Consider the following 22,109-nt stretch of genomic DNA (forward strand, 5'->3'; position numbering starts at 1 on the left):
CTCAAAAATATTATATAAGTAAAAAATCTTATGTCACTGTAACTGGAAAAGTTTCTAGAGAGCGTGAAAAAATAAAAGAAAAATCTATAACACTACCTATTTTTATAATTATGTCTCTTTTAACTATTTTCGTACTTATAATGTATATTACGATACCAATTGGTTCTCTTGTTAAACTTTGGGGAATAAACTACTCTCCATCTTTAGATCACTATAAATATGTTTTTGATTTAGGAATGAAGCCTATCATTGATACAACTATTTTATCTTTGATTTCTACTCCTATAACTGGAATTTTAGCTATGATTATTGCATTTTTAATAATAAGAGGAAAGTTTATTGGAAAAGGATTTATAGAGTTTTCTACAATGATGGCCATTGCTATTCCTGGAACTATAGTTGGACTTGGTTATGTTATAACATATAATACAAAACCTTTTATTTTAACTGGAACCGCAACTATTTTAATAATAGCTTTCATTATGAGAAATATGCCAATTGGAATTCGTTCGGGTATGGCTGCTCTTCAACAAATTGATCCATCTATTGAAGAGGCTGCAATGGTTTTAGGAGCAAATAGTAAAAAAGTTTTTACTTCTATTACTCTTCCTATGGTTAAACCTGCATTTTTTAGTGGATTGGTTTACGCATTTGTTAGAAGCATGACCTTAGTTAGTACTGTTATATTTTTAGTTTCTGCAAATTATAATCTTCTAACAGTTGCTATTATGAATCAAATTGATGTAGGAAAAATAGGTGTTGCTTCAGCGTATTGTACAATTTTAATCATTGTTGTTTTCTTTGTTATTGGAATTATGAAAATAATCTTAAAACAGATGGGAATCGATGAAATTACAGAATAATAGGAGATAATATATGGGTGCTAAAAGAGTTAAGTTTGAAAATTTAAATAAAATTTTTTTAACAGATGATGATAGACAAGTTAAAGCTGTAGATAATTTTAATTTAGATATTAATCCCGGTGAATTTGTTTGTTTACTTGGTCCATCTGGTTGTGGTAAAACAACTACTTTAAGAATGCTCGCTGGTTTTGAAATTCCAACAGATGGTCATATTTATATAGGAGACGAGAATGTTGAAAGAATAACTCCTGATAAAAGAGATACTGCAATGGTTTTCCAAAACTATGCACTTTTTCCTCATATGAATGTTTTTGATAATATCGCTTATGGGTTAAAGCTACAAAAGTTACCAAAACCAAAGATAAATGAAAGAGTAAATAAAATACTTTCTCTTATGAAAATGGAAGATTTTGCCAAGAGAGTTCCTTCTCAAATGTCTGGAGGTCAACAACAAAGGGTTTCTTTAGCTAGAGCTTTAGTTATGGAACCAGGAGTTTTGCTATTTGATGAGCCTCTTTCTAACTTAGATGCTAAACTACGTATACATATGAGAGATGAAATTAGAAAAATTCAACAAGAGGTTGGAATAACATCAATATATGTGACTCATGATCAGTCTGAAGCTATGGGACTTTCGGATAAAATTGTTATAATGAAGGATGGTAAAATTCAACAAGTTGGATCTCCAATAGAGGTTTATCAAAGACCTACCAATGAATTTGTTGCTAACTTTATTGGAAAAGCAAATATTTTCCCGGCTATTGTTTTAGAATCTTCTGAAACTTTTGCAATTGTTAAAATTTATGAAAAAGAGTATAAAATAGAGTACAATAAAAAACTAGAAATAAACTCTACTGTAAAAGTTATAGCAAGACCTGAAACTATTCTCATTGGTACTTCTGAAATGATCGGCCTAGTCACAAGAAGTATGTTTATGGGAAGTCATCATGAGTATGAGATTCTTATTGATTCTAATCTTAAAATTGAAGTTTCTTTAAATAATCCAATGAATAAAAAAATATATAAGGTTGGAGAAAAAATAGAGTTCGGATTAGATATTAACTCTCTTCATATAATTAAAGAGTAATATTTTTCTCTTATAAAAAATAAAAGGTGCGGTTCAAAACTAAATGAACCCGCACCTTTTTAATTTACTAATTTAACTTTTATGAAAATTGAGCATCACATAATCCACAACCTGAGCAAACATGTCCATTATAAGAGAATGCAATTTTTTGAGCTTTTTGTTTTTTTCTTAGTTCTGCTACATGTCCTTCTCCTTCTCCATTAACATGATATTTTAACATTTCAACTAAGTTATCCATGCATGATGATAACCCTTTTATTGGAGCTCCTGAACATGGATTATCATCTAAAAGAGCGATAACTTTATCCACTTCCATTCCAGGTAGTAATTTAGATATTGCATTTAAATTTCCTGGACACCCTTTTACTGCAGAAAATGACACTATTTTTCCATCCTTAACTTCTACAGTCATCTCTTTAGAGCAAGCACCGTAAGGTACCTCTGTAAATTTTACATCTTTTTTTACTTCTGCATTGGCAAAAGTGCTTACCATTAAAGCTCCAGCTAATAAAAATAGATTTCTTTTCATAATTTTCCCCCTTGTATTTTTATATTGTTAATATAGCTATATAGCTCATTATTTTCAATATGTCAAATAAAAAATCACTGTTTTTCCTCAATTTGTAATACATTTTATATATACCCTCTCTATATCATTTATATAGCTTTATACATCATTTTTTTATACCTTAACTCTTAATTAGGTTAATTTCAAACGAACGCCTTAAATCTTATTTAATAGCGTCATTTTTCTGTACTTTTGTTTTTAAAATAGTAAATCTACATTTTTATACCTTTATTTAAGTATTTTTTAATATAAAATCCATATTTTAGATACTTTAATCTAAATTTAAGTATGATTTCTATGGTTGAAATAAGAGTGATTTATTTGAATAGATGGTCTTTTTGCTGTACATAATTTGATATGAAAAAAAGTCCCTATTTCTAAAACTTTAGGAACTTTAATTATTGGAGAAAGTGTATGGCCTATTTAAGAATGCAATATCTTTTTATTTTCTATAAATTTTCTTTTAATTTAGTTAACAAAATTTTAAATAATTCTATATCCTTTTCTTTTATATTTTTAGAAAATTCATTATTAAATTCAGTATCTATATCTTTTAATTGGTTAATTAAAGGATATGCTTTGTCTGTTAAACTAATTAGAAAGGCTCTTTTATCATTTAAATTTTCTTGTCGTATTAAATATCCTTTTTTTTCAAGTTTATCAATAATTGCTTTTATATTATTTTTATCCTTTTCAACTCTTAAAGAAAGTTCATTTTGTGAAATTTTATCCTCTTTTGATAGTTCTTTTAATATAACCCATTGTTCAGGAGTTATATCAAATTCCTTAAATTTTACAGTTAAATTTTGATGAATTTTTCTAGCAATAAGACATATATCATAACCTATCGTATTAATATTTGCCAACCTCCCATTTAAAATATTATTTCAACAAATATAATATTACTTTTTTTAAATAATTACAATTATTTTTTATTCATAGCAGAATCTATTGATTTATGAAGTTCTTTAAAATATAATTCCATTCCATCTATTCCTCTAACAAAAGGATTAGGTTGTCCATTTTTTCTATCATTTGCTTCTTCTAATTTATTATAACCATTATCAAGAAATAGATGTGCTGTAATTTCTGAAGTTGCATCCTTCTCTTTTGATTTTTTTTCAAAATGAGTTACAGAATTCTTATAAGCTACCTGTAACTTTTTATCCTGTGGAATTCCTGTTCCTCCCCACATTGTAACAACCTCTTTTTTTCCATCGTTTGTAGTAGGAAAAATAACTGATATTCCACCAGGAGTATGTCCAGGTGTTTCAAAAATTTCAACTGTAGTTTTTCCTAAAGTAATTTTGTCGCCATCTTTAACATAAATATCAACAGATGTTTTAGGAGAACGACTTGAATTAGCTCCTGTATTAACAGTATTCATTAGAGTTTCATCAACTTTTGTCATAACTACTTTAGCCTTATATTTATTTCTAATATAGTTAGCTCCACCATAGTGATCTCCATGTCCGTGAGTTACAATAATATATTTTATTTCTTTAGGATCTAATCCTAATTTTGTTAAACCATTAATTATAGTTTTAGCATCGTTATCATCCCACATTGAATCTATTAGGATAATTCCTTCCTCTGTTTTTATTGCCCAAGCAACAACACTTTTAGTTCCAATACAATATACATTATCAAAAACTTTTGTTGGATTTAATGAAGTATTATCATGAAGAATTGCTTTTATATTAGTTGGTGGCTCAGAAGCAAAAGCGGCATTAACTGATATAGGTAACAATAACAAACTTAATAAAGTAATTTTTTGAATTAATTTTAACATATTTAACCTCCTAAAATTTTAAACAAAAGTACGTATACGTACTTTTGTTTATTTTATTATATCTTATTAATTTTGTCAAAGATTATTTTCAAGGAAATCCATTTCTTTTTAAGTACAAGATTATAACATATTTTATTTTAAATGGAGGTTATAACTGTGAATAAAAAAAAATCCATTGTTTTAGATTTTCCATTAACAAAATACCAAGTATTAGAATATCCAGATATAACATTTTCTCAACCCAAAGGGATACTAAATAATATTTTTAACTTAAAATTGGACCTTTTAAAACCTAATGATGATAAAGTATTCCCATTAGTTGTTTTTGTTACTGGTGGAGGATTTTTTTTAGCTCCTAAATACAATTATCTTCAACAAAGAATAGCTTTAGCTGAAGCTGGATTTATTGTTGCTAGTATTGAATATAGAGTTATTCCTCAAGGTAAATTTCCAGATGCTTTAGTTGATGTAAAAAATGCAATCCGTTTTCTTAAAGCAAATGCTTACAAATTTGGAATAGATAAAGAAAAAGTTGTTGTTATGGGTGAGTCTGCTGGAGGATATTTAGCTGCATTAACAGCTACAACGAATAATTGTAAAGAGTTTGAAATAGGTGAAAACTTAAGTGAATCCAGCAGTGTTCAAGCTGCAATAGATATTTATGGATTATCAGATCTAACTAAAGTCGGTGATGATTTTTCAAAAGCTATTCAAGAAGCACATGCCTCTCCTTCATCACCAGAAGCTATATTTATCAATGGACTTTCTTTATTTGATAAAGGTGGTTCTATAAAAGATAATATAAATTTTGTTGAAAAGGCTAATCCAATAACTTATATATCTAAGAGCACTCCACCATTCTTATTAATGCACGGAGATAAAGATAGTTTAGTTTCTCCAAGCCAAACAGAAATACTTTTTGAAGCTCTTTTAGAAAATGGTGTTGACGCCCATAGATATATTGTAAAAAATGCTAATCACGCTGATAAATATTGGTATCAACCTGAAATAATAAATATTATTATTAAATTTTTAAACAAAATTTTAAAATAGATTATCACTAAAAAAATTGCAGATTTTACTCTGCAATTTTTCTATTTTACAACTATTCTTCCCTCTAAATTAGGATTTAATACCTTTATTTTTTTCACATAATCAATAAAAATATCTGAATCAATATTTTTTTCTGAATCTACTTCTACTACTCCCATAGTATTTTTTAACATTTGGAATCCATCTCCACCACTTTTTATATATAAAGGAAGAGCAACTGTATAAATAGTTTCTAATTGAATAGGTTTACCATTTATAGTAACGTTACTTACTCTAGATCCCACTTCACTTTTAGGATTATAACTATATTTCAATCCAGAAACCTGTAAAAATCTCCCTGCTTTCTTATCAACACTACTAACTCCATGCTCCAATGCTTCTACTATAGTTTTTCCATCATATTTAAAAGCACCAACTTTATTTGAAAATGGAAGAATTGATATTGCGTCTCTTAGTCTAAAATCTCCTGATTCTATATTTGCCCTAATTCCTCCACCATTCATAAATGCAATCTCTGTATTAAAATGATCTTTATAAGCATCTGCTATCAGATTTCCAACATTACTTTCCTCATATCTAGCATGATGATTTTCTCCAAATCCCGAGTCTAACTTTACACTATTTTTTGCAATAACAGTTCCTAAGTCTCTATCTAATTTTTCTTTATAAAACTCTTCTAGCTTCAGCATCTCCTTATCTGAAGGAATAGAATTATCAACTGGTAGAAACTCTAAGCTTTGCTTTATTTTTCCATCTTTATTTTTAAATATATCAATTTTTACAATAGAACCCATATTCCCTTGTGGAGAAACAATTGGCTTTTCTCCCACATATGTCACAAAATTATATTTTTCAGATTTTTCCTCTGCTAATACCGCATTTATTTCTGGATATTTTTCTAAAATCTCTATATTAAGTTCAGGTTCTGATTGAGTTAAAAGAACTATAAAATCAACTTTTTCTTTTTTAAGTTTTTCTAAATTCTCCCCAATACTTTTTATTATATCCTCTTGATAAATCTCAGTTGTTTGAATTGTTGTTTCCATTCCATCAGTAGTTCCTAAAAAACCAACTTTAAAATTTCCTATGTTTTTTACGATATACTCTTTAGAGTTATTAAATGGTTTTCCTGAACTCTCCTTTAAATTACTACTTATCCATTGAAACTTAGATTTATTAACTAAATTTCTAGCTTCAGTTACTCCAAAATCAAATTCATGTTGTCCAAAATTTGAAATATCTATTGGCATTTTATTAAAAGCTTCAATCATTGGAAACCCATGATAAACTGCTCCAAATAAAACTCCCCCTCCTAAGTCTCCACCTTGAAGCACTATAGTATTTTTATTTTCCTTTTTTACAGAGTCAACTATAGTTTTAGCTCGAGCAACTCCACCCCTCTCTCCATGTTTATCTATAACTGGATAAATAACATGAGAATCATTAAAATATAGTAGTGTTGCCTTTTCTTTAGCAATAACTAACGATGAAACAAGTAAGAAACTAAGTAATAATTTTTTCAAAATACACCCTCCAATAAAATAATTAAATTTAAATCTGAAATATTATATCACATATATCAACTATAAAGCAAAAAGCTGTAGATTTCTCGACAGCTTTAACATTTTTTACTTATTTTTTATATCATTAACAGTTATTGATCTTATATTTGTAGCTCTACCCTCTTTTGGTAAAGCTATTTTTCCCTCATTTATAAGTTCAACTGCAATAGCTTGATTTTCATCTCCTGGTAATCCTATTATCTCCCAGTTATTATCTGGTAATCCATCAATTACCTTTTTCTCTTGAACATATTTCATAGATAGTTGTTGAATAGTTCCCTCTGTTTTCCCATAAGCTGTTTTAGAATCCCATAAAATAGGTATGTTTCTATTTTCAAATATCCCACCTTTTTTAGCTAACATATCAAATCTATACGAGTTCATTCCAACTTTAACTTTCATATCATCTGTTATTGAAGTTCCATCCATAAGTTTTAAATCTTTTATTCTATTTCCTTTTTCCTCTCTTAAATCAATTTTATATTGTGCTCCACCAAACTGATCATATAAACTATATTTAAAAGATCTTTTATCTAAATCAAAACTTATTGTTAAATCTCCAGGTTTTAAAGTATTAAAATATTCTGCCGACCATTCCATATAATTTTTCAGATCTTTCCCTGTAAATTCATATACAGTGATTTCTCCACCTGTATAACGATAGTTATAAGCGATATCCTTTTTCTTTACTTCTCCTGCATCCCATTTAGAATCATCCCTATCTAAAGAAAGTGCAACAACTTGTGCATCACTATAATTTAACATAACATTATGTAAAAAAGTAGCAAGCCCTGTATCCTCTACATAAATACTTGGGATTCCTTTAACCTTATCCTTTGGCACAAGAGGATTAGTTGCTTTTCCTATAACTATGTTTGCTTCCTCTCTTAATTTTTCATGATAAGGAGCATATATTTTATCAACTCTTTCACTATTTTTAACACCTTTTAAAGATACTGTCTTAGCTTCTTTTGATACAAGTTTTGATTTTTTATTAGTATCAAATTTCAAATCAACTATTGATAAATCTTGACCATATTTATATGGTGCTGTTATCACTACACCATTTTCCACTATACTTGAAACTTCTTTATGTGCATGCCCCGATAAAATAACATCTATTTCTGGAATTGCATTTGCTATATCTTTTACTCCACTTCCAGGAACTCCGTTTTCATTATCATATCCCATATGAGCAACTAAAACTATGGCATCTACCTTCCCTTTTAATTTTTCAACTTGTGCTTTAATAGCTGGAATTGAATCCATAACTTCTAAATCTTTTACATTCCCTGTATCTGCTTCAAATTTTGTAATAAGAGGAGTTGTTACACCAATAAACCCAACTTTTATACCATCTTTTTCCATTATTGTAGATCCTTCTAAAAACTCTTTTCCATCTTTTTTATAAAAAAGATTTGAAGCTAAAGATTTTCCTTTAAAATCCTGTGTATATTTTGATAAAACATCTAGTCCAAAGTTAAACTCATGGTTTCCTGGAACAAACACATCATAATCCATTACATTCATAACTTTTGCTACTGGATTTGGAAAAACTTTAGAAAATTTTTCAACAGAGTTATCTTGAATTGCATCCCCTACATCAACTAAGATAACATTACTGTTCTTTTCTTTTTCTTTAGATACATATGTATCTATTTGACTAAAGCTTCCAGAAACATATGAGTCTCCAGAATACTCCCAAGGAATAATTCTTCCGTGTACGTCTGAACTAGATATTATTTTTATATCTACCTCTTTAGCTAATAAAAATGATGTTGTTAAGGTTCCTATTAGCACTACATTTTTTAATCTCATTTAATCTCCTCCTGATTTTGTATTATATAGATTAACACTATTTTAATTCTTTTTTGGATTAGTAGCAAGTTTTTCTTAAAAAATAAAAAAAATTGCAGATTTTTACTCTGCAATTTTTAATTTTACCAACTTTTTTTTCTAAGCATATATTTTATAAGAGGATACACTAGCATCAATATACAAGCAACCATAAGAACTGCTGTTATTGGTCTTGTAAAAACTTTTACTATATCTCCATTTGCTAAAGTATAAGCACGTCTAAAGTTAGATTCACTCATCTGACCAAGTACAAGACCTAAAACTAAAGCTGCTGAATTATACCCTAATTTTACAAACATATACCCTATTATTCCCGCTGCGGCCATTAAAATAACATCACCAGTATTATTTTTTAAAGCATATGCTCCAATTGTTGCTAACATAACAATAACTGGCCCTAAGATTGTATATGGTATTGCCAAAATTTTTGCAAATACTTTTGCTACACCCATAGCAACTATAACCATTACAATATTAGTTATAAGCATCGAACCAAATACAGAAGCTAAATATTGCGGTTGAGTTTTTATTAATAATGGTCCTATCTGTACTCCCTTTATTACTAAAGCAGTCATCATTATTGCAGCTGCATTTCCACCTGGAATTCCAAGAGATAATAATGGAACCATCGAACCACCTGTTGCAGCATTATTTGCCGCCTCTGATGCTACTATTCCATCAGCTATTCCTGTTCCTAATTTTTCTGGATGCTTTGATACCTTTTTTTCAATAGCATAAGATAAAAATGATGCTATTGTTGCTCCTGCACCTGGAAGTATTCCTATTACAGTTCCTAGTATAGAGGATCTCGTCATTGTTCCCTTTGTTTCCCAAATCTCTTTTACAGATGGTAGAACTGTTTTCATTTTTGTTGACTCATTTTTCTCTTTATCACTTACTTCAATTTTTTTAGATTTCGCAGTTTGTTTCAATACCTCTGTTACAGCAAATAATCCAATCATTATTGGAATCATCTCTATTCCAGAAAGTAAAGTTGAACTTCCCCAAGTAAACCTTGATATTCCCAACATTGGATCCATTCCAACACAAGCTAGCAACAATCCAATTAAACCTGATATTAAAGTTTTTACTATATTATCACTATCTAAACATGATAAAACTGAAATACCTAAAAAAGATACTGCAAATAGTTCTGAAGGCCCAAATTCTAAAGCTATACTCGCTAATTGAGGAGAAACTAATGCCATTGCAAATGCTGCAACTAATCCTCCAACTGCTGATGCTATTAATGAAAATCCCAACGCTTTTCCAGCCTCTCCTCTTTGAGCCATTGGATATCCATCAAAAGTTGTAGGTGCACTAGAAGGTGTTCCTGGTATTTTAAACAATATAGCTGTTATTCCACCACCAGTTATTGAAGCACAATACACTGAAACTAAGAATGCAATTGCAATAACTGGATCCATAGCATAAGCAAATGGTAGTGCCAAAGCAACAGCCATAGAAGCGCTTACACCAGGCATTGCTCCAAAAACAACTCCTAAAATAGTTCCGGCAGTTATTAAGAAAAATGTACTTGGATTTAATATAATTTTTAATCCCATACCTAATAGATCAAACATAACTTATAACCCCCTCTTAATATTTAATAATATTCCTTCAAGGAAAAGTGCTAAGTTACGGAATACCCCTATTCCTCTTTCCAATCTTATATCTAATAATCCTTGGAAAATTATATAAAGAATAAACGTTATTATCAAGGAGTTCAATACAACCTTAGGTATATTTCTCTCACCTAATAAAATTGCATAAGTTACTAAAAACCCAAAGCATGATGTTATAAACCCTATATAAGGTGTTGAAAGTGCCATTATTGAAACTAATAACATACCTATAAATAGTTTACTTTTTAGAAATCCTACTATATTAATTTTTTCATGATTTACCTTTTCTTTTCTTATTTTTAATTGATTTATTACGTTTATTACTAATAAAATAAGCATTAAAGATATAACTATTCTTGGCCAAAATGCAGCTCCTAACTCTGTTAATGTTGGAGCTGGGGATTCTATTCCAACTAAAAAGAAACAATAAATATTAAATATAATTAGTGCAATCGAAAATATAATATCCAAATTTATTTCACTCCTTATTGTAAGTATTCTTTATATTGTTATTACTTTTTACCAAATAGTTCAGTTAAAGAGTTATAATCATTTTGCCATTGAGCTTTAAAGTCCTCTGTATTTAACCAACCATTTCTTTGATCTAATCCCTCATTCTTAGCCCAATTTTGGAAGAAATCACTTGCAATTGCTTTTTGAGCTGCAGCTTCAAACGCTTCGATAGCCTTGTCCGGAGTTCCTTTTATATAAAATATTCCTCTTGCTGGTCCAAAATATGTATTTAATCCTAACTCTTTTGCTGATGGAACGTTTTCATATCCAGGAAGTGTTAATCTATCCTCTGTTAAAGCTAAAAGTACTTTCATATCACCTGAAGCCACCATTGCTGCCACTTCTGCTGGTCCAACACAAGCTATATCAACGTGTCCACCTATTACATCAGCATTTAATTGGGAACCTTCTGTATAAGCAACTGGTTCTATTTTTCCATTTGTTGCTCCCATAACACAAGCTGCGTCAAGACCAGTTATTGTCATAACTCCAGCTTTTACTTTTCCAGGATTTTGATCAACATACTCCATTAGCTCTGTAAAATTATTATATGGTGACTTTGAACTAGTTACAAAAATATTTACATCATGTACCATTTGAATTAATGGATTAAGTGTTCCATATACATCATAAGGAGTAGCTCCAGATATTTGTGCAAGAAGTGGCGATGGTGTTGACATTACATATGTATATCCATCTGCTGGTTGTTTTGCACCAAATTGAATACCTGATACTCCTCCAGCTCCAGATCTATTATTTACTACAACTGGAACTCCTAACTCTTTTTCCAAAGCTGTTGCAAAAGTTCTTGTTGTAGTATCTGCTCCTCCACCAGTTCCCCAAGGGCAAATAATTTCTACTTTTCTTTCCCACTTCCAAGGGCCATCTACAGCAACCTTATCAGATGAATCCCCACATGCACCTAGTAAAAACGTTGTTGATAATACCGCTAAAATTTTTTTCTTTAACATAATATCTCCCCTTTTTATTGTTATTTTAAAACTTTTTAACAAAGTTTTAATTTATATCCGGTATTCTGTATCCTGTATATGTCTTTTTGTATACAATAGAGTATACAACATTTTATTTGATTGTCAATTTTATTTTTTGTTTGTATATCGACTTTAAAATGTATTTTTAAAACATTACGCACTTTTATGATAACAAATTATCTGTATACTAAATTTATATTCTAAATTTTATTTTAAATAAAAAAATACCATCATTTTTATTTGATGGTATTTTCAATTTCACTTTTTTTATCTCTAACTTCTAATTGCTCTATTAAAAAATCTTTCGCTTCTAATAAATGTTTCTTATTTAAATTTATTAACTCATTTTTTTTATTTTTCTTTATAAACTCCACCATTTTAACATGATCTTTATGAGCACTTAATCTTCTATTACCATTTTCTATAGAAATTTTTCTAAATTTCTTTAAATATAGATTTAAATTATTGATTAAATTTACAACTCTAGGTAGATCTGCAATATTATAAAGAGTTTTATTAAATTCAGAAAAATATTTAAATACTTCTAAAGATTCTCTCTCATCTTTTATTATTAAATCCACTTTATGAATATTTTTTTTTAATTTTTCAATATCTTTCTCTGTTACTTTTTCAAATATCTCTTCAAAGATAACTGTTTCTAAAGCCATTCTTATTTTTATTACTTCCTCTACATCCTTTTTTGTTGTTTTAGGAACTACTACTCCCCCTTTTTCTCTTCCTTCTATTAAACCTTCTAATTCAAGCATTCTAATTGCCTCTCTTAAAGGAGTTCTACTTACATTTAACTTCAATGCATACTCCTCTTCTACAATTCTGCTCTCTTCCTCTATTTTTCCATTTACAATCTCATTCTTTAAATATTCATAAACTTGTTCTCTAATAGATTTTTTTCTTTCTATTGGCATCTCTTTCTCTCCCCCCTTACTATCTCTATTTTAATCTTCTAATAACTTTATATACCTCATGCTTTATAATTTTGCAAAAAATTATCTAAATATTTCAAAAATAAAGCAACCTAACTTATAGAATACCTATAATATCTTTTTTTCCCAAGTATTTTAGCTTGATATAAAGCTTTATCTGCCTTTTCATACAGCTCATTAAAACTATTTGCATCTCTCGGATAAACAGCAATTCCAGCTGATAATGACACTTTTATTTTTTTATCTTTTATAACTATTTCTTCATTTAAACTATCAAATATTTTTAATATTTTTTTTTCTACTATATTAATGTCTTTATAATTTGGTATAAAAATACTAAATTCATCTCCTCCCATACGAATAGCACTTCCTTCATCACCTATTATATTTTTAAAAATACTTCCAATTTTTTTCAAAATTTGATCTCCACCATCATGTCCTAAATTTTTATTTATATTTTTAAAATCATCTACATCAATCATTATAAAAGCATGATTATTTTCTGGATACTCTTCTATCATTTTTTCTACTAATTTTTCACCAGATATTCGATTATAAAGATTAGTTAATAAGTCTTTTGTTAAATTTTCTAAAAGTTTATTCTTTTGCTCTTTTAAAAAATATATTTTTTCTAAATATTTAGAAACACTTAAATACATTATCATAGCAAAACCCAAACCCATAAAAGCAATTACTTTTACGTTATTTTCTTTTATAAATTCACCAAAACTACTTACTTCAATATATTTCTTTAACCATTTATCATTTAAATAACTTATTGTTCCATCTTTTTTTCTTTGAAGAATGGCATTGTTTATCTCTTCTATTAAATAATTATTCTTTTCAGAAACTCCTATTGAAAACATTTTATTAACTAAAATATCATCCATCATTTTAATTCCACTGTATTTTTTAGCAATTTCTTTTCCAACTGAATAAGTTGTCAAAACATAATCATTTTCATTTATTAAAATAGAATTAAACGCACTTCTATAATCATTATATTCCAGCGCATTTTTTTCTAATTTATATGGTTTTAAAAAAAGCTCTAAACTATCACTACCTTTTAAATATGCTATTTTTTTAATATATAGTTCTTCAAATTTCTCATATTTTTTTGTTCCGAAGAAAACAAATTTATCTTTACTTGTTGGAATAGAAACTTGAAAATTAGCACCTTTCTTTGTACCGCTAACTACTCCTAAAATCAAATCTGCTTCATTACTCAAAATAGAACTAACACATTCATCCCATGAAAGTAATTTTAAATTAATATTTTTCCTCAATAAATATGATAAAGAATTTATCATTTCAACATCATATCCTATTGCTTCATTTTTTTCATTGAAAAAAGAATATGGTCCAAAATCTTTATCTGCTACAACAATTAGACTTTCTTTATAGTCATTAGTAGCTAAATATTCCATCGATGGTTGCAGTTTTCTAAAAAAATAGTTGTAATAAATTAATCCTATACTTAACAGCAGAAATATCCCACATCCGCTAATTTTTCTTTTTTTCATATTTTTCTCTCCAATCATATTTTAAATACCGTACTTACTTCAATTTATAATAACATCTTTTCCTAAAAATATAAATTTAAATTCTTAAATTTATCTCAAAATTTTTCTCATATACAAACATATTCTACAAATACCGAACTTAAAGATATAAAGTTCGTTTTTTTATACTAGAAGAATTTTTAAAAAAATTTAAAAAAATTTCTAATAGACATTATTTGCAAAATAATTTATAATGAAGCTCAATTAAAAATAAAATATGGCAAACTTAAAGAAATTTGAGGACGCAAAACTATAGGGCCTGTAAAATGGCAGCCAGTTGCACAAATTGTATTAATATGCAATAAGTGCAACTTTTTTTTTACAAATTTTTTAACTTTTTAATGGGGGAGACATGAAAAAATTAATTACACTTTTTTTTATAATTTTAAACATCATTTCTTACAGTTTTCATATAATGCCTGATGGATTTGAAAAAAGAATAGATAACGGCGAAGGATATCAAGAGTTTTTCTTTCCTAATAACGGATTAGAAACTCTAAGATATAAATTTGCTGTATCTCCTGGAAGTAATATAAGAGGAGACATGAGTCAATGGGTAGAGTTTTATCCAAAAATTTTAACAGTTAAACCAGGAGAAACTGGACTTTTAAAAGTTTTTGCTAAAGCACCTAAAGAGGCTAAAGATGGAGAGTATGGATTTCATTTAGATAGTTCACTAATATCAATTCCAAATATAAAAAAAGATGGAACAGGAATAAAATCTAATGTGGGAATTAGAATAAATGCCTCTTTAGAGATGATTGGATATGTTGGAAATTTAGAACCCTTAATAAAAGTAGATAGTTATAAAATCTATGAAGAGAATGGAAAAACAAAATTAGATATTGCTCTTAAAAATCCATCTGATAAAAGAGGAGTGGAGTTTGGGATACAGGTTAAAGGAAAAAACAATACTATGGTTAGAAATACTTTAGGACGCATATATGCAGGAGAAAATAAAAAGATAACTTTAGAGTTGGATGGAATGAAAAAAAATCACCCATATGAAATAGAGATATATGAAGATATAAACTACAAAACAATTAACAAAATAAAAATATAGATAACATAGGGAGGAATAAAAATGAAAAAGGTTTTATTAGGATTATTAGCATTATCAGCAACACTTATGGCAACGACGACACCATCAACAGGTGTAGCTGATGGAAATGGTGGGAATCGAATCGACATTAATACAAAGGCGTTTATAGTTGATTCAGGACTTATTATAACAGGATCTTCGGGTGCAGCAATTAAGTCAGTTGAATTAGATCATGGAACAATTATGGTTGGAGCCAATACTTTACCTGCAGTGTCTAAAGAAGTTTTTATAAGAAAAAGTAATAAACAAGCATTTCCAATTAATAGTATTTTAGAAATATCTCTTGCAGGTAACAGTAATTTAGCTCATAGTGGAAACTCTAGAATCCCTCATACATTAACAGCTACTATAGATTCTGGTGCTGCAAGTGCTACAAATTCTAGTAATGTTTTGACAATATCAGATACTGGTGATACTGCTGATACTAAAACTAACCAATTTTCTACAACTAATGGAGCTACTGCTGTAAAAGTTGCTCTGCAATCTACAATTGCTCCAAGTACTGTTACAAGTGGTTTAACTGAGGGAGAATATAATAACAAATCAACACTTAGCGTTAAGTTTAGTAAAATTCCTTCAACTAGTAATAACGAAACAGCTGTAGAGAGTCAACCTGCAGGAACATCAAGATAGATAACTAAAAATTTAAAAGCCTCTAAGAACTTTAGAGGCTTTTTTAAGGAGAGCAACTATGAAAAAAAATATTTTCATTATACTTATGATTCTATTCTCTAAAGTATACTCATATGTTAATATCCATCCTGTGAACTTTGATAAAAATATAGGAGGGGCTGGAGAGATTGAAGAATACTATCTATATAATGGAACTAATTCTTCAATTAAATATCTTTTTTCTGTAGAACGTAGTAAAAATGAAAAAGATATGACCAGCTGGGTTGAATACTACCCTAAAACTCTCAATTTAAAACCTGGACAAGAGGGTATTTTAAAAGTTTTTATAAAAGCTCCTAGAGGAACTGAAGTAGGGGAATATACTACAGTTTTAGGTGTTAAAGAGATGCCGGTTATAAGTGAAAAAGAGATAAAAAGCAAAAGTTCTACTCTTAAAGTTTTAACAAATCTTAAAATAGAGATTGTAGGATATGTCGGGGAATTAAAAAGCAGTTTAACTTTAAAAGATTTAGTAGTTAAAAAAGAAAACAAAAAACTAGAGTTTTCTGGAAAAATAAAAAATATGGGAAATAGACGTGGGACATTCTCATTTTATTTAAGTGATTCAAGAAATAAAAATAGTTTTTTATTGGGGAATAAAAGAGTTTTAATAAACGAAGAACTAGATTTAAAAGAGTTTAATCAAGAGATTAAAGATGATGTTGTTTTTAAAAAAATTAAAAATTACAACACTTTATTGATAAAAGAAAACGAATCTATAATTATGAAAATTAAAATTTAAAATCTATTTAGGGGGATAGAAAATGAAAAAAACATATAGTCGGTTTCTAATGAATCTTCTCGGAGCTGGATTGATTCTATTTACAACTACATATTCCATGGACTACTCCCTAGAGGATTTAGAGATTTTCAAAGCTCAAAATCTTATAACAGAAGAGGAGTATCAGGTTTTAAAAGCTGAATTAGAGGGTACCGCTCTTATAAATGATGAGATGGTCTATTCTGTTATTGTAAACGGACGAGTTAGAGGAACTCATTTAAAACTTCTAAAAAAAGATAGCTATGATTACATACCATTAATAGAGTTTTTAGATATAATTAAATTTAAAAACTATGACTTTGAAAAAAATAGAATTTCCATGAAAGTTGGAAAAGAACTTGAAGAGATAGATATAAATTGGGAACAAAGGGTAGTAACTTTAAGTAATCCCAATAAAAAAATAAAATTTAATGAATCAGCAATATTTAAAGAGGGTAATGAGATTTATGTTGAGATAGAACTATTTAAAGAGATTTTCACAAACTCTTTAGAAATCGATACAAAAAAATTGCTTCTTAAAACTCAATTAACATTTAGTACTCCCTTTGAAATTGACGCCTCTTTAGAAAATCGATTGGATAACGAGTTCACAAGAGAAAATAAAAATGAGATTATTTATACTAATAAAAATAGATTATTTGACATTGGATATATGAGATTCAATGTTCAAGGAGAGTTATCAAAGAGTAAAGGTGAAAATTTTGAAACAGGATGGACTGGAGACTTAGAATATCAAGGTAATCTACTTTATGGTGAGCTTACTACATCTTATGATGTAAAAGAAAAAACACTGGGTGATACCTACCTTTACTATCCTGAAATTTATAAAAACCATTCACTTGAATTTGGAAGTTACGGAACAAAAGAAAGAGAGTTAGGTCTTAGCTTAAAAAAGGAAAAGGGATATTTTTACGTGGGAAAAGATATTGTTATTAGAGAAAATGTTCCTATTGGTAGTAGAGTAGAGCTATTATATTTAGGTTTTCCCATTGCTGTTCAATATGCTGAAAACGGTATTGTAGAGTTTCAAAATTCAGAAATAAAAAATGATAGAGAATATACTTTAAGAGTATACGAACCAAGTGGAAAAATATACACAATAGATATCAATACAGCTGTTGATTTTAGACAACAAAACAAAGGTGAGATTGAGTATGATTTCAAAATAAGAGAGGATCATGATTCTAAAAAGTATGCTAGCGAAGGTAATATATACTATGGTCTTACTGAAAATCTTACTTTAGGAACTGGATATATCAGAAGTATTGACACTTCTAATGAAAAGGTAGACTATTTAGACCTCTTTAATGCTGAAGCTGTTTATTCTAACTATATTTTTAGAATGCCGTATACTTTAGTTCTAGGAGGAGAAAAAGGAAAAGACCAAAGAACAAAAGAGTACTTAGAGGCTCAAATACAAATAAATGACTTTAAACTAAGAACAGAGCATCAAAATTTTGGATTATACTATGACCTCGAAACAGTAAGATCTTACACAATAGAATATAACCCAGGAAACGGTTACTCAATTGATAGTAACTATTATATAAATGATTACTATAATGAAGGCACTGAAAAAAACTATGATATTGGTGTTTCAATCTATAAAAACTTAATGAGAGACCTTCTTGTTACAGGGGAATATAGTACTGGAAATAACAATGGAGATGAATATTCCATCAATCTTTATTACACTGGACTACATTATGTTAATACTAGATTAAATAACAGATGGAGTGACAATGGAAAAGATTTTGAAAGTGTTTTAACTCTTATGAATAAAAATCTTTGGGATACTTTAGATTTTTCTATAGAGTTTAGCTATTCAAATAGAGATGAATCAAAATTTACTTTTAGATTTGATTTAAACTATGACAACTGGTTAAGTGCTGGGATGTTTGCTGGAAAAAATGGTGAACAAAACTATAAACTTGGAGTTGATAAGGTTGTTGATTTAAAAGATATAACTAGAAATGTTGAAAGTATGAATTCAAGTAGAGTTAAAGTTATAGCTTTTGTAGATGAAAATGGAAACAACATATATGATTCTGGAGAAAAATTAGTTGATAATGTAGAGATTAAAATTGGTTCTCAAACAGAAGTTACAGGTGATGAAGGAGAAGCATATTTCTTTGGAGTTCCAAATGGAATTTTATATGATTTAAATCCTAAAATTAGAAAACCATCATACTCTTTGGGAAGTAATAAAATAGCAGTTCGTGGAACAAATACAGGAACTATTGAAGCGTTTATTCCTTTAAAAGCTATGGTAACTCTGTCTGGAGTATTTATCGTTGATGAAAAATTAAATCTAAGTGACAACGATATAAAAGATATTTATGATAATACAATTATCAAAATAAAAGATAAAGAGGGAAAAATTTTAGAAAATACTATTCCAGATGAAAGTGGAATTTTCTATGTAAGTGGATTATTCACTGAAAGTTACAGTGTTGAAATAACTTATCTTGGAGATAAATTAAATATTCCACCTTTAATAGAAACGATAGATTTAAAATATATTGAAGCAAAAGATAATGAGATTGTTTTAAAATTTAAAGAAAAAGGAATAGCACTTTTAAAAAATTAAAATAGGGGTAAAATATGAAAATTTTATTTATACTTTTTTATATATTAATACAACTGGCAGTTTTTTCATCTGAGGGAATAATGACACTTCCTTCAGATGAAACAATGGGACCACCAGTTGCTAATCCAAATTTATCAATGCCTATGATTCCACTAATTCCTGCTTCACCAGTGGAAAAAGTTGATGAAAATGAAGATGTATGGGTTTTAGAAAAAATCTCTACCGTTATGATGGAGAGTAAAGTTAAAGTTATAGTACCTTTAGAAATTATATCTGATATAGAAATTAAAGCTATGGTTATAGATAATCAAAAACTTGATATTCCATTTGAAATTGAGATGAATAAAGAGCCTGAGAAAAAGGATTACTATATGTTAAAGTATTCTCAGAAAGAGCTAGATTTAGACAATGATGGAAATATTGATACTAGAATATACTCACCTAAATATATAAATAAAAAAGTTGTCAATGATAATATTTTAAGTATTGATGGTTCAAATATTACAAAAGAGGGATTACATAGAAAAAGAGTTTATATAACAGTTGAAGTTAGGGATGGGAAATAGATATGAAAAAACTGATTTTAATGGTATTTCTATTTAGTATTCAAAAGTTAACTTTTAGTGAAATTAAAGTTAAAATAGCCGAGCCTATGAGATTTAAAAATATTAATACTACTCATTTAGATAAAGATAAAGTTCTAGGAAAGGGTATAATAGAAGTTTTTACAGATAATAAAGAGGAAGATTTTGGGAAAAAAATAATGTTTGAATTTCCAGAATACAATCTTATGACCAATCGTAGAAAGTGGCTAAAAGTAGAAAAATTAGGGATGGAATCATCTAAAAAAGAGATAATCATAACTAAAGAGAGAGAACAATTTGCTTTTTATGCTGTTTTAGATAGGAGAGATATCAATAAAGGGGAAGTTATTGATATTGAAGGAGAATATGTGGGATATATTCCTATCATTGTATCTCAATATAAGAAAAGGGGGAACATAAGTGATAAATAAAATTTTTATGGGGACTTTTATTTTAAGTTCCTTCGCTTTAGGAAATTCTCATTTGAATTATGATATAAAAATAAAAGAAAAAAATACATTAGTTATTGGAATAGTAAAAGGAGATTCTTCAAATAGTAAAAACTACTATATTATTAAAGGAAAAGAACGTTTGGAAGAGGTTGCTAATTCATATAGAATATCTTTAGATGAATTGCTTCGAATAAATAATTTGAAAAATAGTAGGGATATTTATCCAGGACAAATATTATACTTTGAGGAAAATGAAAAACAAAACGGGGAGAGTGAGGGGGATAAATAAATTTTTAATTAATTTTAGTTTCTTTATCTGTATTTTCTTGACTAGCTTTTCAAAAAATGAAGTTACAACAATTGAAGCTCTTCCACAAAGAGAGAAAGCTAATTTAGATATTGAAGTTCTAAAAATAAAAACAGAAAAAATAACTGGGGTAATATATGAGAACGAAAAGAAAATAATCTTTGATTTTAAAGATTTAAAAAAAGCTACAGAGAAAAAGAGAATTGTGACTGATAGCAATAACTATGAGATTTTTATTTTAGAAAATTTAGACAATGCTGCAACTTATATGAAAAAAAATGAGAAGTTTAAAATGAATAGAGTTTTCGAGCAAGGAGTTAAATTAAGAAATGGTGAAAAAATAAAACTAAAAAATATAAGTTATGGACTAATTGAACAAAATAGAGAAAAAGTTTTAGAAGTATCCTATGATTTAAAGCCTGAAACATTCTATTTAGGAGTGATTAATAACAAAACAGGTCTAGTTGAAAAGATTTATAGAGCTGAATTTACTCAGCAGGCTACACAACTAAGCACTGGTTCGATAAATGATTTTAACTATACTACAAGTAATAATGGAGCTATTATAATCGAGCCCAATTGGACTGGCGATTATACTTCAACTCCTATGACTATAAGATTTGAACAGAAATCTAATCCAAATTCTAACTTATTTCCTGTAATTACCTTAGGGAATGAAACTATTTGGAAAAAAGAAAATCATAACGGTGGCTTACCTGTTGAAGGTTCAGAAAAAGATATCGAAGTTGCTTTTAATAAAAGTTCTATAACAGGAAAAATGAAACCACAATTGAAATACAAAAATTCAAATCCAAATGGGAATATAGGACAAAGTAAAAAAATATATTATCACAATTTACTGGAGAGTTCATCTAACAAAATAGCGATTGGTGCATATGAAACGTTAAAAAACGAATTTGTAGAAACTGAACTAACTATTAAAATAGATGCCTCGACAATAGAGGAGATGAAAAGTTATGCTACTACAGTTAATGCTGATAAAAATGGACTTGTAGAAATACCGTATAAAAATCTTACAAGTTATAATCAAATTTCCTTAGTCCTTGGAAGTTCTGAAGGGAATGGATACTATGATATTCCTAGCAAGAGTTTAAGCAGTAATAGATTTAATATTTCCTATCCTAAAATATATATTAGAAAAATAGCTGATGAATATACTAAATTTTTTAGCTATAATATTAA

Annotated in this window: 21 protein-coding genes and 1 riboswitch; of the genes, 11 read left to right on the top strand and 10 right to left on the bottom strand. The window is 28.3% G+C overall.

Annotation, left to right across the window (positions count from 1 at the left end; translation table 11 throughout):
- Both Q0V08_RS04310 and Q0V08_RS04315 read left to right on the top strand, forming a co-directional pair.
- Positions 1-863, top strand: an 863-nt coding sequence (locus tag Q0V08_RS04310; protein ID WP_297432391.1) for an ABC transporter permease subunit, incomplete at its 5' end; no start/stop codon positions are given.
- A 13-nt stretch (positions 864-876) separates the two neighbouring features.
- Positions 877-1,950: an ABC transporter ATP-binding protein gene (locus Q0V08_RS04315; RefSeq protein ID WP_297432393.1), complete on the top strand. Its 1,074-nt coding sequence runs from the start codon at positions 877-879 to the stop codon at positions 1,948-1,950.
- Between the two features lie 79 nt (positions 1,951-2,029).
- Here the strand turns inward: Q0V08_RS04315 and Q0V08_RS04320 are convergent, their stop codons facing one another.
- From Q0V08_RS04320 to Q0V08_RS04330, 3 genes are all read right to left on the bottom strand, one after another.
- Entirely contained in the window at positions 2,030-2,479 is a 450-nt protein-coding gene (locus tag Q0V08_RS04320; protein WP_297432395.1) for a TSCPD domain-containing protein, read from the bottom strand.
- A 488-nt stretch (positions 2,480-2,967) separates the two neighbouring features.
- Complete coding sequence (locus Q0V08_RS04325) at positions 2,968-3,384, bottom strand: MarR family transcriptional regulator (RefSeq protein ID WP_297432397.1); 417 nt, start codon at positions 3,382-3,384, stop codon at positions 2,968-2,970.
- A 59-nt stretch (positions 3,385-3,443) separates the two neighbouring features.
- Entirely contained in the window at positions 3,444-4,310 is an 867-nt protein-coding gene (locus tag Q0V08_RS04330; RefSeq protein ID WP_297432399.1) for an MBL fold metallo-hydrolase, read from the bottom strand.
- A gap of 156 nt (positions 4,311-4,466) precedes the next feature.
- Here Q0V08_RS04330 and Q0V08_RS04335 point away from each other — a divergent pair, with 156 nt between their 5' ends.
- The gene (locus tag Q0V08_RS04335) at positions 4,467-5,363 is read left to right on the top strand and encodes an alpha/beta hydrolase (protein WP_297432401.1); all 897 of its coding nucleotides are present in this window, start codon (positions 4,467-4,469) and stop codon (positions 5,361-5,363) included.
- Between the two features lie 41 nt (positions 5,364-5,404).
- Here the strand turns inward: Q0V08_RS04335 and Q0V08_RS04340 are convergent, their stop codons facing one another.
- The 7 genes from Q0V08_RS04340 to Q0V08_RS04370 all read right to left on the bottom strand — a co-directional run bounded on the left by Q0V08_RS04340 (position 5,405) and on the right by Q0V08_RS04370 (position 14,379).
- Positions 5,405-6,886 (bottom strand): bifunctional UDP-sugar hydrolase/5'-nucleotidase, encoded by a 1,482-nt coding sequence (locus tag Q0V08_RS04340; RefSeq protein ID WP_297432403.1) that lies wholly within the window; start codon positions 6,884-6,886, stop codon positions 5,405-5,407.
- 105 nt (positions 6,887-6,991) lie between these two features.
- Positions 6,992-8,743, bottom strand: a complete 1,752-nt coding sequence (locus Q0V08_RS04345) for a 5'-nucleotidase C-terminal domain-containing protein (RefSeq protein WP_297432405.1) — start codon at positions 8,741-8,743, stop codon at positions 6,992-6,994.
- A 122-nt stretch (positions 8,744-8,865) separates the two neighbouring features.
- Entirely contained in the window at positions 8,866-10,365 is a 1,500-nt protein-coding gene (locus Q0V08_RS04350) for a tripartite tricarboxylate transporter permease (protein ID WP_297432407.1), read from the bottom strand.
- A 3-nt stretch (positions 10,366-10,368) separates the two neighbouring features.
- The gene (locus tag Q0V08_RS04355) at positions 10,369-10,878 is read right to left on the bottom strand and encodes a tripartite tricarboxylate transporter TctB family protein (protein WP_297432410.1); all 510 of its coding nucleotides are present in this window, start codon (positions 10,876-10,878) and stop codon (positions 10,369-10,371) included.
- Positions 10,879-10,919: 41 nt separating this feature from the next.
- Positions 10,920-11,891, bottom strand: a complete 972-nt coding sequence (locus tag Q0V08_RS04360; RefSeq protein ID WP_297432412.1) for a tripartite tricarboxylate transporter substrate binding protein — start codon at positions 11,889-11,891, stop codon at positions 10,920-10,922.
- Between the two features lie 257 nt (positions 11,892-12,148).
- Positions 12,149-12,838, bottom strand: a complete 690-nt coding sequence (locus Q0V08_RS04365) for a GntR family transcriptional regulator (RefSeq protein ID WP_297432414.1) — start codon at positions 12,836-12,838, stop codon at positions 12,149-12,151.
- A 110-nt stretch (positions 12,839-12,948) separates the two neighbouring features.
- Positions 12,949-14,379, bottom strand: a complete 1,431-nt coding sequence (locus Q0V08_RS04370; protein ID WP_297432416.1) for a GGDEF domain-containing protein — start codon at positions 14,377-14,379, stop codon at positions 12,949-12,951.
- Between the two features lie 248 nt (positions 14,380-14,627).
- Positions 14,628-14,703, top strand: a riboswitch (cyclic di-GMP riboswitch).
- Positions 14,704-14,770: 67 nt separating this feature from the next.
- On the opposite strand from Q0V08_RS04370, the gene Q0V08_RS04375 reads away from it, so the two are divergent.
- From Q0V08_RS04375 to Q0V08_RS04410, 8 genes are all read left to right on the top strand, one after another.
- The gene (locus Q0V08_RS04375; protein ID WP_297432418.1) at positions 14,771-15,481 is read left to right on the top strand and encodes a hypothetical protein; all 711 of its coding nucleotides are present in this window, start codon (positions 14,771-14,773) and stop codon (positions 15,479-15,481) included.
- Positions 15,482-15,502: 21 nt separating this feature from the next.
- Positions 15,503-16,153: a hypothetical protein gene (locus Q0V08_RS04380; RefSeq protein WP_297432420.1), complete on the top strand. Its 651-nt coding sequence runs from the start codon at positions 15,503-15,505 to the stop codon at positions 16,151-16,153.
- Positions 16,154-16,211: 58 nt separating this feature from the next.
- Positions 16,212-16,934, top strand: coding sequence for a hypothetical protein (locus Q0V08_RS04385; protein WP_297432422.1), 723 nt, complete (start codon positions 16,212-16,214; stop codon positions 16,932-16,934).
- Between the two features lie 22 nt (positions 16,935-16,956).
- Complete coding sequence (locus tag Q0V08_RS04390) at positions 16,957-19,563, top strand: hypothetical protein (protein ID WP_297432423.1); 2,607 nt, start codon at positions 16,957-16,959, stop codon at positions 19,561-19,563.
- 14 nt (positions 19,564-19,577) lie between these two features.
- The gene (locus Q0V08_RS04395; RefSeq protein WP_297432425.1) at positions 19,578-20,129 is read left to right on the top strand and encodes a hypothetical protein; all 552 of its coding nucleotides are present in this window, start codon (positions 19,578-19,580) and stop codon (positions 20,127-20,129) included.
- Positions 20,130-20,131: 2 nt separating this feature from the next.
- Positions 20,132-20,578, top strand: coding sequence for a hypothetical protein (locus tag Q0V08_RS04400; protein WP_297432427.1), 447 nt, complete (start codon positions 20,132-20,134; stop codon positions 20,576-20,578).
- A complete protein-coding gene (locus tag Q0V08_RS04405) occupies positions 20,568-20,888 on the top strand; it encodes a LysM domain-containing protein (RefSeq protein WP_297432429.1) in 321 nt (106 codons plus the stop codon). The genes Q0V08_RS04400 and Q0V08_RS04405 overlap by 11 nt, the downstream gene beginning before the upstream one ends.
- Positions 20,872-22,109, top strand: a 1,238-nt coding sequence (locus Q0V08_RS04410) for a hypothetical protein (protein WP_297432431.1), incomplete at its 3' end; no start/stop codon positions are given. The genes Q0V08_RS04405 and Q0V08_RS04410, both read left to right, overlap by 17 nt.

This window comes from uncultured Cetobacterium sp. (assembly GCF_947038635.1).
Lineage (GTDB): Bacteria > Fusobacteriota > Fusobacteriia > Fusobacteriales > Fusobacteriaceae > Cetobacterium_A.